The organism is Pseudomonas sp. N-137 (assembly GCF_034555295.1).
Classification (GTDB): Bacteria; Pseudomonadota; Gammaproteobacteria; order Pseudomonadales; family Pseudomonadaceae; genus Aquipseudomonas; species Aquipseudomonas rhizophila.
On record NZ_JAXUDQ010000025.1, the window covers coordinates 9,974 to 25,209 of the forward strand.

Annotated in this window: 11 protein-coding genes; 6 read left to right on the top strand and 5 right to left on the bottom strand. The window is 60.5% G+C overall.

The genetic code is table 11. From position 1 onward, the window contains the following. Positions 1-735: 735 nt before the first annotated feature. Positions 736-1,047, top strand: a complete 312-nt coding sequence (locus tag T3A99_RS17175; RefSeq protein WP_047229442.1) for a hypothetical protein — start codon at positions 736-738, stop codon at positions 1,045-1,047. A 132-nt stretch (positions 1,048-1,179) separates the two neighbouring features. Here the strand turns inward: T3A99_RS17175 and T3A99_RS17180 are convergent, their stop codons facing one another. Beyond that, positions 1,180-1,551, bottom strand: coding sequence for a PH domain-containing protein (locus tag T3A99_RS17180; RefSeq protein WP_047229441.1), 372 nt, complete (start codon positions 1,549-1,551; stop codon positions 1,180-1,182). Between the two features lie 448 nt (positions 1,552-1,999). On the opposite strand from T3A99_RS17180, the gene T3A99_RS17185 reads away from it, so the two are divergent. The 5 genes from T3A99_RS17185 (at position 2,000) to T3A99_RS17205 (ending at position 8,133) form a co-directional block, all read left to right on the top strand. Beyond that, on the top strand, positions 2,000-2,995 hold the full coding sequence (locus T3A99_RS17185; RefSeq protein ID WP_047229440.1) for a TRAP transporter substrate-binding protein: 996 nt from the start codon (positions 2,000-2,002) through the stop codon (positions 2,993-2,995). A 66-nt stretch (positions 2,996-3,061) separates the two neighbouring features. Further along, a complete protein-coding gene (locus T3A99_RS17190) occupies positions 3,062-3,694 on the top strand; it encodes a TRAP transporter small permease (protein WP_047229439.1) in 633 nt (210 codons plus the stop codon). Then, positions 3,691-4,974 (top strand): C4-dicarboxylate TRAP transporter large permease protein DctM, encoded by a 1,284-nt coding sequence (gene dctM, locus T3A99_RS17195; RefSeq protein WP_322834600.1) that lies wholly within the window; start codon positions 3,691-3,693, stop codon positions 4,972-4,974. The genes T3A99_RS17190 and dctM overlap by 4 nt, the downstream gene beginning before the upstream one ends. Positions 4,975-5,082: 108 nt before the next feature. After that, positions 5,083-6,078, top strand: a complete 996-nt coding sequence (locus tag T3A99_RS17200; protein WP_160893504.1) for a TRAP transporter substrate-binding protein — start codon at positions 5,083-5,085, stop codon at positions 6,076-6,078. A 147-nt stretch (positions 6,079-6,225) separates the two neighbouring features. Beyond that, the gene (locus T3A99_RS17205) at positions 6,226-8,133 is read left to right on the top strand and encodes an alkaline phosphatase D family protein (RefSeq protein ID WP_322834601.1); all 1,908 of its coding nucleotides are present in this window, start codon (positions 6,226-6,228) and stop codon (positions 8,131-8,133) included. Between the two features lie 147 nt (positions 8,134-8,280). Here the strand turns inward: T3A99_RS17205 and T3A99_RS17210 are convergent, their stop codons facing one another. The 4 genes from T3A99_RS17210 to T3A99_RS17225 all read right to left on the bottom strand — a co-directional run bounded on the left by T3A99_RS17210 (position 8,281) and on the right by T3A99_RS17225 (position 15,140). After that, the gene (locus T3A99_RS17210) at positions 8,281-8,781 is read right to left on the bottom strand and encodes a methylated-DNA--[protein]-cysteine S-methyltransferase (RefSeq protein ID WP_076386269.1); all 501 of its coding nucleotides are present in this window, start codon (positions 8,779-8,781) and stop codon (positions 8,281-8,283) included. Positions 8,782-8,828: 47 nt separating this feature from the next. Next, positions 8,829-11,558: a LuxR C-terminal-related transcriptional regulator gene (locus T3A99_RS17215; RefSeq protein WP_322834602.1), complete on the bottom strand. Its 2,730-nt coding sequence runs from the start codon at positions 11,556-11,558 to the stop codon at positions 8,829-8,831. A gap of 326 nt (positions 11,559-11,884) precedes the next feature. Next, the gene (locus T3A99_RS17220) at positions 11,885-13,249 is read right to left on the bottom strand and encodes a DUF1329 domain-containing protein (protein WP_047229433.1); all 1,365 of its coding nucleotides are present in this window, start codon (positions 13,247-13,249) and stop codon (positions 11,885-11,887) included. Between the two features lie 25 nt (positions 13,250-13,274). Continuing rightward, on the bottom strand, positions 13,275-15,140 hold the full coding sequence (locus T3A99_RS17225; RefSeq protein ID WP_047229432.1) for a DUF1302 domain-containing protein: 1,866 nt from the start codon (positions 15,138-15,140) through the stop codon (positions 13,275-13,277). Between the last annotated feature and the right edge of the window lie 96 nt (positions 15,141-15,236).

Genomic DNA, 15,236 nt, shown 5'->3' on the forward strand with positions numbered 1-15,236 from the left:
AGCTCGCTCCCACAGGGGATCTGTGGCGGGCATAGAATCTGTGAACACCGCGATCAAAACTGTGGGAGCGAGCTTGCTCGCGATAGGGGTCTGTCTGAACCGGTGATGTTGGATGGGCCGCCGTCATCGCGAGCAGGCTCGCTCCCACAGGGGATCTGTGGCGGGCACAAAATTCGTGAACACCACCAATCAAAACTGTGTGAGCGAGCTTGCTCGCGATAGGGGTCTGTCTGAACCGGTGATGTTGGATGGGCCGCCGTCATCGCGAGCAGGCTCGCTCCCACAGGGGATCTGTGGCGGGCATAGAATCTGTGAACACCGCGATCAAAACTGTGGGAGCGAGCTTGCTCGCGATAGCGGCCTGTCTGAAACGGTGATGTTGGATGGGCCGCCGTCATCGCGAGCAAGCTCGCTCCCACAGGGGATGTGTTGCGGACACAAAATTCGTGAACACCGTCAATCAAAACTGTGGGAGCGAGCTTGCTCGCGATGGCGGTCTGCCTGAACCGGTGGTGCTGAATGGGCCGCCGTCATCGCGAGCAGGCTCGCTCCCACAGGGGATGTGTGGCGGGCTTTCGCTTATAGCGTTCCAATACAAAATCCGTATTCACTTACTTCCATCAGGTCTTGGCTACTGTCAGATATGACAGTGGTCCTCACTGCGGCTCACTTCTAACCTGATCCAGCCTCGCAAGTATGCGAAGCCAATCTTCGATGACCCGCAAGGAGTTCATGATGAACACAAGATACTGTCCCACTAAACCGACCCTACTGGCTCTTTCCCTATTATTGAGCGGCATGACTTTTCAAGCTTTCGCGGCAGGACGCGAGCCTTGCAGCGCGGACAAGGTCGCGCAAGCCAAGGAGTTGAAACCAGGGGGGATGGGGGAAACGGCTCTGTCCGAAGAAGAGTACGTAACGCAACTGAACCTGGAAGCGGTCAGGGTCACCGGAGTCGTCATGACCAAGGACTTGAGAAATGATCGTCTCACTGTGGTTACCGACAACTCCAGCAGCAAAATAGTGACCGACATGTACTGCAAATGAACGGTCCCGAAGAACTCGCCACATGCCCCTCATTGAAGTGGCATGTGGCTGTCACCCTGCCGCTTGAATGCTCAACGTAACAGGCGTCACTTCACCCATCGAGTTTTCGTATTCATTCAGGGTCCGCTGACATCAGGCCAAAAGATGCCTGGAGATCAGCTTCGATATTTCGACGATGCCCGTCTTGCCGGTGAATTCAAACTTCACCTTGCCCAGGGATGAAAAGTAAATCTCCAGTTCCGAATCCAGGTCGAAGGTACCGGAGGTTTCTACCGAGTAGGCCACGATGTTCTTATAAGGCAGAGAGGTGAAGTCCTTTTTGCTGCCGGTGATGCCTTGCACGTTCACCGCGATGATGCGCTTGTTGGTGAAGACTACGCCGTCGCGCATGGACTTATAGGCGTCGATGACCTGTTCACCATCCAGCAGCAGCGCTGTTACGCGTTCGGCGTATTCATCGTTCTGCTTGAGCTTGAAGAAGCCTTTGTTGTTGAAATCGATCATCCGTAAATCCTTGTGGGGTTGAAAAGCGTTCCAGGCTTCCTGGGCCCATATCGAGACGGGCGCGGGGATTCTCGCGCAGCCAGGAGTAACATCACAAGGCCATGACCGAGCATTTCGCCGTCTCACCGGGCTAAATCCCCCGACACCCGATGCGTGGCCAGCGAACAGGCCAGTAGCCATTATTTCGCTTTTATGGTTTCCTGACCCCCGTTACGGTTGCAGGCTGAAACCTTTCGCCCTGTTTCGGTCCCGATGGTTGTCGTCCCAGCCCTGGAAGGCTCTAACGCACCCTTTTGAGGCGTTAGCCAATACTCGCGATTTTCCCGCACTGACCGTCACAATCCCCCGGCAAACTGTTTTTCTGCCTAGACTTGCAACTGTCCCGCCGTGCGCTGCGTTTTGAATGAGCCCGCACGATAAATACAAAAACAAAAGAGGAAACCCCACAATGTTCAAACCTATCTGGAAAGCGCTCGCCTGTACGCTGGCACTCAGTGCGTTGAGCACGGCCATGGCGGCGGATCCTGTCGTCATCAAGTTCTCCCACGTAGTAGCCGAACAAACGCCCAAGGGCCAGGGCGCACTGATGTTCAAGAAGCTCGTGGAAGAGCGTCTGCCAGGCAAAGTGAAGGTCGAGGTGTACCCCAACTCCTCGCTGTTCGGCGATGGCAAGGAAATGGAAGCCCTGCTGCTGGGCGACGTGCAGATGATTGCGCCGTCGCTGGCCAAGTTCGAGCACTACACCAAGTCCGTGCAGTTGTTCGACCTGCCGTTTCTGTTCGATGACATCTCCGCTGTGGACCGCTTCCAGTTGAGCCCTGAAGGCCAGAAGCTGCTCAAGTCCATGGAAAGCAAGAACATCACCGGCCTGGCCTATTGGCACAACGGCATGAAGCAGTTGTCGGCGAACAAGCCACTGCGTGAACCCAAGGATGCCCGTGGCCTGAAGTTCCGCGTGCAGGCCTCGGCCGTGCTGGAAGAGCAGTTCAAGGCGGTGAACGCCAACCCGCGCAAAATGAGTTTCGCCGAGGTCTACCAAGGCCTGCAGACTGGCGTGGTCAACGGTGCGGAAAACCCGTACTCGAACATCTACAGCCAGAAAATGCATGAAGTACAGAAGTACATCACCGAGTCCAACCACGGTGTACTCGACTACATGCTGATCACCAACACCAAGTTCTGGAACGGCCTGCAACCTGACATCCGTACCGAACTGGACAAGATTCTGGTTGAAGTCACCACCCACGTGAACAACGAGGCGGCGCAACTGAACCAGAAAGACAAGCAGCGCATCCTGGACGCCAAGACCACCGAAATCATCACCCTCACGCCTGAAGAGCGCGGCGAGTGGCGCGACAAGATGAAGCCGGTGTGGAAGAAGTTTGAAGGTGACATCGGTGCTGATCTGATCAAAGCCGCCGAAGCCTCCAACAAGGCTCAGTAATGGGTTGGCCGGTGCTGCCGCCCTGGCAGCGCCGGCCTGTCGTCCCCCCTGCAGGAGATGTCATCCATGAACGCCCTTCGGCGCATCTGGGAACACTTCGAGGAAGGTTTCATTGCCTTTCTTCTGGCCGCCATGACGCTGGTTACTTTCGTCTACGTGGTGCTCAACAACCTCTACACCGTTTTTTACAGCCTCGGTGACAACTGGCCAGCCGCCAGTGAGCCGGCGTTCGCCATTGGTGACAGCATCATGGGCATGGCCCAGGCCATGACCTGGAGCAGCTCGCTGACCAAGGCCCTGTTTGGCTGGCTGATCTTTTTCGGGTTGTCCTACGGCGTGCGCACGGCCGGGCATATCGGCGTGGATGCGCTGGTGAAACTGGCGAGCAAACCGGTACAACGCTTTATCGGCGTGATCGCTTGCCTGTGCTGCCTGACTTACGCCGGGCTGCTGGCCGTCGCCAGTTACGAGTGGATCAATACCCTGATGATCGCGCAGATCGGCGCAGAGGACCTGGGCCACTTCGGCATCATGCAATGGCACATCGGCCTGATCGTGCCGGTGGGTTTTGCGTTGGTGTTTATCCGTTTCGCGGAAATTCTCGTGCGCATCCTGATGAATCGTCAGACCGGCTTGGGCCTGGCCGATGAAGCGGCCGAAGCCATCAAATTGACTGAACACGAGGAAGACAAGCCATGACCATTGCCTTCCTGTTCGTGGCGCTGTTCGTGCTGATGTTTATCGGCGTGCCCATCGCCATTTCGTTGGGGCTGGCCGGTTCGCTGACCATCATTTTCTTCAGCCCGGACTCAGTGCGCTCCCTGGCGATCAAGCTGTTCGAAACCTCTGAGCACTACACACTGCTGGCGATTCCGTTCTTCCTGCTGGCCGGTGCGTTCATGACCACCGGTGGCGTGGCGCGACGCCTGATCGACTTTGCCAACGCCTGCGTCGGGCATATCCGTGGCGGTCTGGCGATTGCGGCGGTACTGGCGTGCATGCTGTTTGCCGCGTTGTCGGGTTCAAGCCCTGCGACGGTGGCGGCGGTCGGTTCCATCGCCATTGCCGGTATGGTGCGCTCGGGTTATCCACAGGCGTTCGGCGCCGGCATCGTCTGCAACGCCGGCACCTTGGGCATCCTGATTCCGCCGTCGATCGTGATGGTGGTGTACGCCGCCGCGACCGAAACCTCGGTGGGCAAGCTGTTCATGGCCGGGGTGATCCCGGGCCTGCTGCTGGGTTTATCGTTGATGGTGGCGATCTATATCGTCGCCGTGAAGAAAAACCTGCCGGCCCTGCCTCGGGCAACGTTGCGCGAATGGCTGTCCACGGCGCGCAAGGCCCTCTGGGGTCTGCTGCTGATGGTGATCATCCTCGGCGGGATCTATTCCGGGATGTTCACACCCACCGAAGCGGCTGCGGTGGCGGCGGTGTATTCAGCCTTCATCGCACTGTTCGTCTACAAGGACCTCACGTTCCGTGAGACGCCCAAAGTGCTGCTCGAATCGGCCAAGCTGAGCATCATGCTGATGTTCATCATTGCCAACGCCATGCTCTTCGCCCATGTGCTGACCACCGAGCAACTGCCGCAGCAAATCACCGCTTGGGTGATCGATGCCGGGCTGACGCCGGTGACCTTCCTGCTGGTGGTGAACATCGTGCTGTTGATTGCCGGTGCGTTCATGGAGCCTTCGGCGATCATCCTGATCCTGGCGCCGATCCTGTTCCCTATCGCCATGCAACTGGGCATCGACCCAATCCACCTGGGCATCATCATGGTGGTGAACCTGGAGATCGGCCTGATCACGCCTCCGGTGGGGCTGAACCTGTTCGTCACCTCGGCGGTGACCGGCATGTCGCTGCCCGCCACCATCCGCGCAGCTATGCCATGGCTGATGCTCCTGCTGGCGTTCCTGATGCTGATTACCTATGTGCCATGGATCTCGCTGGCCTTGCCGAACTGGTTGGGGATGAGCTAGCCCCGACTCAAGACAGGCGCAGCGGCGAGGGCATTTGTTCCCTCGCCACTGCGCTGTCGGGCTAAGCCTGCGTGTCGCACCGTCGACCAATAAAAGGGAAGCCTCACCATGCTAAAACCTCTTTGCAAAGCGCTCGTCTGTACCTTGAGTTTCAGCCTGCTAGGCTCAGCCATGGCGGCTGAACCGATCGTGATCAAGTTTTCCCATGTCGTGGCCGAGCAAACGCCCAAGGGCCAGGGCGCGTTGATGTTCAAGAAACTGGCGGATGAACGATTGCCAGGCCGGGTGAAGGTCGAGGTGTATCCCAACTCCACGTTGTTTGGCGATGACAAGGAGATGGAAGCGCTGCTGCTGGGTGACGTGCAGATCATTGCGCGCTCGCTGGCCAAGTTCGATCAGTACACCCGATCCGTGCAGTTGTTCGACTTGCCGTTTCTGTTCAACGACATTGCCGCGGTGGACCGCTTCCAGCAGAGCCCGGAAGGCCAGAAACTGCTCAAGTCCATGGAAAGCAAGAACGTCACTGGCCTGGCCTATTGGCACAACGGCATGAAGCAGTTGTCGGCCAACAAACCACTGCGTGTACCCGAGGATGCCCGTGGCTTGAAGTTCCGGGTGCAGAGTTCGGCCGTGCTGGAAGAACAATTCAAAGCCGTGAGCGCCATCCCCCAACCGATGATTTTCTCTGTGGTATACCAGGGCCTGCGCACCGGTTTGGTCAACGGTACGGAAAACACCTACTCAAACTTCTACAACCAGAAACAGCATCAAGTGCAGAAGTACATCACCGAATCCAACCACGGCATTCTCGACTACATGCTGATCGCCTCGTCCGACTTCTGGAACGGCCTGCCGCCGGATATCCGCACCGAACTGGACAAGATCGTGGTCGAGGCCACCGCCTATGCAAACAGTGAGGCGGACCGACTGAACCAGCAGGACAAGCAGTTCATCCTCGACGCCGGGACCACCGAGATCATCAGCCTCACCCCCCAGCAGCGCAACGCCTGGCGCGAGAAGATGAAACCGGTGTGGGCAAAGTTTGAAAAAGAGATTGGGCCGGATTTGATTAAAGCCGCTGAAGCTTCCAACCAGGCGCAGTGATGCAGCAAAGCCCGGTGAACCTTGTGGCGAGGGAGCTTGCTCCCTCGCCACAAGAGCTGGAGCACGTCGCCTTTTCACCGAGTCCCAGTTCTCCAGCGCATTGCGTTATGATCCCCGCCTCCATCGGAGCCAGAGCTTTACCTGCGAATGTTGCCGTCCTCATCTGACATCTCCCCTGCCCTGCCCCCTGTCCTGGTCGGCCCGCTGCTGCGGCGACTGGAGCCCACACGGCTGGTGATGTGGCTGGTGGGTACACGCCCCCTCACGTTGACGCTGCGTGTGGACGGTGTGGGCGATCTCACGCTGGATGCCCCGCGCTGCACCGTAGTGCCGGTGGGGCAGCAGGCCTTTGTGCACCTGATCGATGTACGACTCGACACCGCCCTGCCCCAGGACGTGGTGATTGACTACGACCTGCTGGTGGACGGCGCGCCCATTGCCGAATGGGCGCCCCATCTGTTGTATGGCCAGGCGCAGTGCCCGAACTTCGTCCTGCATTCGCGTATCGATCAATTGGTCCATGGCTCCTGCCGCAAACCCCACTACCCGACCCACGACGGCTTGCTCTGCGTCGACCGGCTGTTGGCACAAGCCCCACAGCAGCGTCCGGCGTTGTTGATGATGAGCGGCGATCAGGTCTATGCCGATGACGTCGCCGGGCCCATGCTGCGGGCGATTCATGCGTTGATCGAGCGGCTGGGGCTGTTCGAGGAATGCCTGGACGGCGCGGTGGTTGAAGACAGCGCCAAGCTCTATGAACACCCGGCCAGCTACTACCACCGCGCCGATTTATTACCGGCGCTGGAAAGCAATGAAACCCTGCGCGAGCGTTTTTTCGGCGGGGCCCGCAAGCCGATATTCACCAGCAGCAGCGCCGACAATCATCTGGTGACCTTCGCTGAAGTGATGGCGATGTATTTGCTGGTGTGGTCACCCGTGCCGTGGACCCTGATCGACCCGCAACCGCCGGAACTGACCGCCGAGCGGCGCCAGCGCTATGCGCTGGAACAGCAGCGCATCGAGGGTTTCAAGACCGGTCTTGGGGGCGCGGCGCGGGTGTTTGCACACCTGTCGTGCCTGATGATTTTCGACGATCACGACATCACCGATGACTGGAATCTATCCGCGCAGTGGGAAGAAACGGCCTACGGCCACCCGTTCTCCAAGCGCATCATCGGCAACGCGTTGATCGCCTACATGCTCTGCCAGGGCTGGGGCAACAACCCGGACGCGTTTGATGAGGTGATCCAGCAAACCCTGGCCCTGAGCGACACCGCCCGGGACCGCTACCTGGACAGCGGCCCACAGGACAAACTGATCGACACGCTGCTGGGTTTCCAGCAATGGCACTACGTGTTGCCGACCACCCCGGCCCTGGTGGTGCTCGACACCCGCACCCGCCGCTGGCGCAGCGAGCGCAACCTCAAGCAGCCTTCGGGACTGCTCGATTGGGAAGCCCTGAGCGAACTTCAGCAGGAACTGCTGGATCATCCCTCGGCGATTATCGTTTCACCGGCGCCGATCTTCGGTGTGAAGCTGATCGAAACCGTGCAACGGGTGTTCAGTTGGTGCGGTTATCCGCTGCTGGTGGACGCGGAAAATTGGATGGCCCATCGCGGCGCGGCGCAAGTAATCCTGAACATTTTCCGGCACTCACGCACGCCCGGTAATTACGTGGTGCTGTCCGGGGATGTGCATTATTCCTTCGTCTATGAGGTGCTGATCCCACACCGTAAGGGCGGCCCGCGCATCTGGCAGATCACCAGCAGCGGCATCAAGAATGAGTTCCCGCCGGCGCTGCTGGAATGGTTCGATCGTCTGAACCGTTGGCTCTACTCTCCCCGCTCGCCCCTGAACTGGTTCACCAAGCGTCGCAGCATGCGCATCATTCCTCACACCCCCGAACACGCCGAGGCGGGAGAGCGGTTGTGGAACTCGGCGGGGATCGGGCAGGTGTTCTTCAATGAACAGGGGCAGCCGACGCAGATATTCCAGCACAACGCCAACGGCCAACCGCCGACGCGCATGCTGGCGCCGCAAGAGCCTTCGGCCTGAACCGAGTGAGTCCTGTGTGGGAGCGAGCCTGCTCGCGATAGCGCAGGCCCATCCAACATCCTTGCAAGCTGACCTTCCGCTATCGCGAGCAGGCTCGCTCCCACAAGGGATTTGCAGTGTTATGGGTTTGCGGCCAAATGAAATAACTCAAAACACCAACTGCAGCGTCTGCTGACCTTCCAGGCTCAGCAGGAACTGTTTGGCCGCAAGGCCGCCCGCAAAGCCGGTAAGGCTGCCGGAGGTGCCGATGACGCGGTGGCAGGGGGCGATGATGGAGATGGGGTTGCGGCCGTTGGCGGCGCCTACCGCCCGCACCGCCGTGGGTTGGCCGATCTGGATGGCGATGTCGCGATAGCTGCGGGTTTCACCGAACGGAATGCTCAGCAGCGCCTGCCAGACCCGGACTTGGAAGTCGGTGCCGGCAAAGTCCAGCGCCAGGTCGAAACGGCGGCGCTGGCCGGCGAAATACTCCATGAGCTGGCGCTCGGTTTCCTTGAGGACCGGATGCTGGCTGTCCTCTTCCAAAGGCCCCAGGCGCACGCGGTTGAGACGCTCGTTTTCCCAGAGGATGGCCGCCAGTTTTGTATCCCGGGCGACGAGGATCAGTTGGCCCACGGGGGATGGGATGGTTTTGTACAGGGGTAACATCAAGCATTCCTTATCGCTGGCCAACTGCTTGGCACAAGTAACCAGTCCTAGCCCAACAACCCCAGCACCTTCGCCCGCGCCACGGCCTGGGTGCGGCGCTCCACGCCGAGTTTGCTGTTGATGTGGCTGGCGTGGGTCTTGACCGTGTGCAGTGAGATGAACAACTGCTCGCTGATTTCCTGGTTCGAACAGCCCTGGGCAATCAATTGCAGCACCGCCCGCTCGCGACTGCTGAGGGTTTCGACGGGGGCCGGTGAATCGGCAGCCACCGTCGACGGCAAGCGCTCAAGCAGGTTCTGGCGCAAGGGGCTGGGGGGGGCGCGCAACAATTGCTCGCGCAGCCACTCCCGATGTTCGCCCAGCAACCATTCGAACGGCTGCAGCACCCCGCCAGCGGCGGCTTCGAGGGCTTGGGCCAGGGTACTGCGGGCTTCGGGTTCGCGGCCGACGCTCAGCAGCAAGGCGACCTTCTGGTTGAGCGCCATCACACTGAGCATCTGCCGGCCGGTTTGCTGGCCGTGTTCAAGCAAGGCATTGAGCCGTCCTTCGGCCAACATGGGCTGGCCGCGGATGGACTCCAGCACTGCCTGTTGCAGTTCGACGTGCAGCGGCAGTTGCGGGTGGAATTCCGGCGGCGCGGCGGCCCGCTCACCGGTGTAGGTCTGCCCCAGCCGCGCCAGCCAGGCTTCGGCTAGGTCCGTACGGCCCTGGGCCAGCCAGAGTTCGCATTTGACCAGGGTGATCATCGCCAGGTAATAAATCGGCGGAACGTCCCAGATATGCATCAGGCGCTCGGCTTCGGCCAGTTCGGCAAAGGCCCGGGCGAATTCACGAGCGTGGCCTTCAACCCGCGCGATCACGCAGTGGCCGATCAACACGCTGATGTCGCGACACGCCCGCGCTTCGGTAAGACCGGCCTGCAACCGCGCCAAGCCGGCCTGGGGCTGCATGCGCAAGGTCAGCAGGAACCCCTCGTACAGAATCAATCGCGCCCGCACGGCATACAGCCGTTGCGGCGAGAGTGCGTGCAGGCGTTGCAGGCCCTGGCGCACTTCATCGAGCGCCCGCAGGATCTCCCCTCGCGCTTGCAACACCCGGGCGCGGTCGTAATGGGCCAGGGCCTCGAACAACGGGTTACCGACGCGCTGCGCCAGCTCCAGGGAGTCACGGTTCAAGGCCCGGGCGCGCCACAGGTCACCGTCGGCAATCGCCAGGTTCGACAGCGTGGACAGGCACATCAGACGTTGGCCATAGCGCTTTTGCGGCAGGCTCTCCAGGGCTTCGGTGCAGTAACGCACAGTGGCCTCGCGATCCCCACGGCCACGGGCAATGATCCCGCTCAGGGCCAGCCATTGGGCAAGCATGGATTTTTGCGCAGTGGCCGAAGGCGCCGGCAGGAACCGGCTCAGGTGGGCGGCCAGTTCTTCAGCGGCGTCCAACTGGCAGGCCAGCCCCAGCGCCCAGCTGTACAGCACGATCAAGCGCGGTGTGCTGATGAGCAGGCTGTCGGGCAAGTCCATTTTCCAGCGCAGCAACATGCCGACGTTCTGCTCGGCCAGCAATTGCTCCTCCGAGAGGTTCTGCACCAGGTTCGCCGCCACATCCAGGTGCCCGGCCCGCAGCGCCTGCTCCACGGCCTCGTCGATCAAGCCCCGGGCATTGAACCAGCGGCAGGCCCGCAGGTGCAGGGTCGCAGCCGGCACCATGGCCGGCGCACTGGGACGGCTGCGCAGCAAATCGGAAAACAGATGGTGGTAACGGTACCAGTGGCCATGCTCGTCCAGCGGCACCAGGAACACCTGGTGCGCCGCCAGATACTCCAGGATTTCGGCGCTGTCATGGGCTTCGCGCACGGCATCACACAGTTCGCTGCAGAAACGCTCCTGGGACGCGGTGTCGTAGAGAAACGCCTGCACTTCGGCGGGCAGACAGTCGATGACTTCCTCAAGCAGGTAATCGCGAATCAGCCCTTCGCCGCCATACAGAGCCTGGGGCATCCGGCCCTCAGTCCCGGCCTCGGAAGCGGCCAGCAACCAGAAACGCAGCCCGGCCACCCAGCCTTCGCTGCGCTGGATCAGGCTCTCCAGGGCTTCCCCGCGCAACGAACTGCTGTGGTGCTGCAGCAGGGTCAGGGCTTCTTCATGGGTCAGACGCAAGTCCTGCTCGTTCAGTTCGAGCAATTGGCGTGACAGACGCAGGCGCGCCAGATGCCAGTCCGGGCGCTGCCGACTGGTGACCAGCACCAGCAAACCTTCGGGCAGGTGATTAAGGAAAAATTGCAGGCAACGGTCCAGCACCGGGCTTTGGGCCAGGTGGTAGTCGTCGAGCACCAGCAGCAAGGGTGTATCCGGCGACAGATGCGCGGACAGTTCATCCAGCAGGCCGTCGAGCCATTCTTCGAAGGCGAAAGGTTGGTGGCGCTGGCGCATTTTCAGCAGCCCCAACGCCCGACCTCCCAACTGCGGGAAGAACGCCTGGAGCCCTTCGAGCAGCCGTTCCAGAAAGCGTCCCGGGTCGTTGTCCCGGGCACTGAGCCCCAGCCAGAGGCTTTGCCAATAGGCCGGCAGGCTCTGGCAGAACTCCACCGCCAGTGAGCTTTTGCCGAACCCCGCCGGTGCGCTCACCAACAGCAACCGCCCTCCAAGCCCCGCACTCAAGCGCTCGCACAACCGCGGCCGCACGACATGGCCGTCAGGCAAGGGCGGGCGGTAGAAGCGCCCGTCCTGGACCGCGACGGCGGTGCGGGCAGAACCCGGGAGTGAAGACAGATCAGTCATGGCCGGCTCTTGTTGAAATGCGGGTGGCGGCGTTGCAGATGTCCGCAGACTAGCGGTAAACGAGGAGGTATTGAAGGGAGTTGCTACAAATGGCTACAAAAAGGCTACAAGCCGACCGATTCGAAAAACTCAGGCAGCCACCGCTCTTGTGGCGCGGGAGTTTTGATCATTCCCACGCAGGAGCGAGGTAACGCTAGAGCTTTTTGGGGCTGCTTCGCAGCCCAGCGGGGATAAATCCCCTCGCCACAGGGGGTTTGTGTTGGGCAAAAAAACGCCCCGAACCAGTCGGGGCGTTTTTTCGAGGATGCGGCCTCGGGTGAAGCTGTTTAGCGGATACCCTCCTGGCGCAATGCGTTGGGAGTGAACTCGGCGGTGCTGGCGGTGAAGCCGAAGTCGTAGGCCGATTTCTCTTCGTTCTTCATGCCCAGCGCCAGATAGCGGCCGGACTGCAGGTCGTAGAGGGTTTCCAGGGCGTACCACGGCACTTGCTTGTCGTAGTAGTTCTCGGCATGGGCCTCGGCAACGCGCCACAGTTGGCCACGACCGTCGTAATGGTCGATCACCGCGGCTTGCCAGGTGTCTTCGTCGATGTAGAAGTCACGCTTGGCGTAGATGTGGCGTTGGCCTTCCTTCAGGGTCGCGGTCACATGCCAGACCCGACGCAGCTCGTAGCGAGCCAGGTCCTGGTTGATATGGCCGGCCTTGATGATGTCGGCGTACTTGAGCTGAGGCGAATCGATCTTGTAGCTGTTGGAGGCAATGTACAGTTCTTTCTTGCCCACCAGCTTCCAGTCGTAGCGATCCGGCGCACCGTTGTACATGTCCAGGTTGTCGGAGGTACGCAGGCCGTCGGCAGCGGTGCCCGGGCCGTCATAGGAGACCTGTGGCGCACGGCGCACACGGCGCTGGCCGGCGTTGTAGACCCACGCAGAACGCGGTTCCTTCACCTGGTCGAGGGTTTCGTGCACCAGCAGTACACCACCGGCCAGACGCGCCGGCGCGGTGACTTGCTGCTTGAAGTAGAACAGGATGTTGCCAGGGTTGGCCGGATCGAAATCCTTCATCTTGTCGCGGAACACGAACTGGTCCCTGAAGTACACCAGGCTGTAGGAGCCGTTGGGCTGCGGCGTGGCCTGGGTCACCAGGCGGGTCACGCTGCCGCCGCGATAGCGGGTGATATGGTTCCAGATCACTTCCACACCGCTCTGGGGAATCGGGAACGGCACAGCCGTCTCGAAGTTCTCCAGACCGTTACCGCCGGACACCAGCTTGGTGTTCACCGCGTTTTTCTTGATGGAGGCATACACGTCATCCGGCACGGTGGCGCCGCGATGCGATGGGTAGACCGGCATCTTGAAGGATTCCGGGTAACGCTTGAACATCGCATACTGGCCCGGCGCGAGCTTGTCTTTGTACTGGTCGACGTTCTGCGCAGTGATGGTGAACAGCGGCTTTTCACTGGCGTACGGGTCGGAAAGGAAACCCTTGCTGTCCACGCTGCCGGCGTTCTTGGCCATGGGTTTCCAGGCCGGGATCGAACCGTCGGCATTGCCGGCCATTTCGGCGCCCATCGGCGTCAGGCTTTTGCCCAGTTTGTCGGCTTCGGCGGCAGGCACAGCCGCCATGACGCTGGCGGCCAGCAGGGATAGCCCCAAAACACCGACCTGCAACAGACTCTTTGTTATTTTCATAGTGTGTCGTCCTGAAATACTGTGCTTAGAAGGTCACGCCGACGCTGAGCGCCAGGAAATCGCGATCGTCCACGGTGCTGAAGTCGCCACCAAAGAAGTTGGTGTAGGCCAGGCTCGCGTTGTAGGTGTTCTGGTACTCGGCATCCAGTCCGAGGCTGACAGCTTTGCGGCCTTCTTCAAAGTTGGCGCCCGGGCCTGGCGAGTAGCCTTTGACGTCATGGGACCAGGCCACGTTGGGCTTGAGGTTCACACCGGCGAACACGTCCGGGTATTCCCAGATGGCGCGGGCACGGTAGCCCCAGGAAGTGGAGGTGGTGAAGCCGTCGTTGTTGCAGTTGCTGTTCACATCGGCACTGGTCTGGCCACCACCGGCCGCAGTCGAGCCATTGAGCAGGTTACAGAAACCGTTGGGCAGTTCCCCCGGACCAAACACCGGGTCACGGCCGTAACGAGCGTCGGACCTGCTTTCCAGGCCGCCCACGTAGGTCACGCCGACTTCGCCCACCAGGGTCAGACGGCTGGCGCCCATGACCTGATCCAGGAAGTGGGTGAACGTGGTCTGGAACTGAGTGATTTCCTTACGGTTATAGCCATGCAGGTCCTGACCCGGCGAGCCAGGGAGGATCGAAGCATTGCCAAGACCGGGAAGCGGGGTCACACCGGCGAAAAGAATGTCCGTGGTGCTCAGTTGCACCGGGGCGTTCGGACGATAGCTCAGTTCACCGCTCCACGCCGTACCGGTAGGCAAGGTGGTGGAGAAACTCAAACCGTAGAGACGGATATCTTCAGGGTACTCGATGAAATAGTTCGAGTTACCCGCCACCAGCAGAGGCGACAGCGCGGCGAACGCAGGCGGCAGTCCTGCTGCCAGGTCAAAAACGGACTGTGGAGCACCGGTGGCACTGAAAATCGGCGCACGGCTGTGGTAGTTCATGAAGTAGGCACCAAACTCGGTGTCCAGCGGCTCGAACATGTACTTGAACGACACGCCCCACTGGCCACTGTCGCGAGCATCACGATCCGGACCGCGACGCACCAGCACGCCTTCTTCGTTGACGTTGACGCCCAGCGCCTCCGCTGGGCCCAGGGCGGCCGCCGGGAGCGTGGAGCGTTTGTTCAGCACTCGCAGGTTGTCGGTGCAACCATCGGCAACCACGTCCGGCTGCGAGAAGAACGTACCGCAGTTGTCCACCACGGTCTGGTCCCACTCCAACTGGTAGAACGCCTCGGCCGACAGGTTGTCGGTCAGGCTCTGGGACACATAGAACATGTTGACCGGAATCAGGCCTTCCTTGACCTCGGCACCAGGACGACGGAACGCCGACACGTCGACCGGGTTGATCGAGTTGATCCCGCCCTGGATGAAGGTACTTTCACCCCAGCTGACCACCTGTTTACCCAGACGAACCGAACCCGGCTGATCGCCAATGGCGTAGTTGTGGTAGATGAAGGCATCGAGGATCTGCCCGCCGGAAGACTGGGCGCCTTCCTTGCGGTTAGTGTCGCTGATGTCCTTGTACAGGCGATGTTCGTCCTTGAGTTCGAAGTCGTACCAGTACTTGCCGCGCACAAACACGCCGGTATCGCCGTACTTGAGTTCCAGATCGTGGATACCCTTGAAGATCTTCGAAAAGGTTTCCCCGCGCTTGAAGTTCAGGTGACCGTCGTCGGAGGTCTGGGACAGGCCCTTGCCGCCGTTGTTGACGCCGATCAGGTCCCTGTTGGCCTTGGCCGTGGACCAGCTTGCGCCGACCGACAGGGACGAGTCGAACTGGCCCTCGATTTCACCGATGTTGAAACTGACGCCGAATGCTGGCCCGGCGAGCGAAGAGGCGAGACTGACCGCCAGAGGCAGTTTTGCCCGGCGCCAGAACGTGTTTGCTGAGGTCATCGACGCTACTCCATGTGCTTTTATTTTTATGGCAGTCAGTATTTTCCAAGAACACTTTCAACGGCTGGGAATGGCAACGTTCCACCCCGTTCAAAG

Bases quoted from the DNA above. Each gene is read 5' to 3' on its own strand.
- T3A99_RS17220 (WP_047229433.1), bottom strand. From the start codon at position 13,249: ATGAAAATAACAAAGAGTCTGTTGCAGGTCGGTGTTTTGGGGCTATCC.
- T3A99_RS17210 (WP_076386269.1), bottom strand. From the start codon at position 8,781: ATGTTACCCCTGTACAAAACCATCCCATCCCCCGTGGGCCAACTGATC.
- T3A99_RS17215 (WP_322834602.1), bottom strand. From the start codon at position 11,558: ATGACTGATCTGTCTTCACTCCCGGGTTCTGCCCGCACCGCCGTCGCG.
- T3A99_RS17185 (WP_047229440.1), top strand. From the start codon at position 2,000: ATGTTCAAACCTATCTGGAAAGCGCTCGCCTGTACGCTGGCACTCAGT.
- T3A99_RS17200 (WP_160893504.1), top strand. From the start codon at position 5,083: ATGCTAAAACCTCTTTGCAAAGCGCTCGTCTGTACCTTGAGTTTCAGC.
- T3A99_RS17225 (WP_047229432.1), bottom strand. From the start codon at position 15,140: ATGACCTCAGCAAACACGTTCTGGCGCCGGGCAAAACTGCCTCTGGCG.
- T3A99_RS17190 (WP_047229439.1), top strand. From the start codon at position 3,062: ATGAACGCCCTTCGGCGCATCTGGGAACACTTCGAGGAAGGTTTCATT.
- T3A99_RS17180 (WP_047229441.1), bottom strand. From the start codon at position 1,551: ATGATCGATTTCAACAACAAAGGCTTCTTCAAGCTCAAGCAGAACGAT.
- T3A99_RS17175 (WP_047229442.1), top strand. From the start codon at position 736: ATGAACACAAGATACTGTCCCACTAAACCGACCCTACTGGCTCTTTCC.
- T3A99_RS17205 (WP_322834601.1), top strand. From the start codon at position 6,226: ATGTTGCCGTCCTCATCTGACATCTCCCCTGCCCTGCCCCCTGTCCTG.
- dctM (WP_322834600.1), top strand. From the start codon at position 3,691: ATGACCATTGCCTTCCTGTTCGTGGCGCTGTTCGTGCTGATGTTTATC.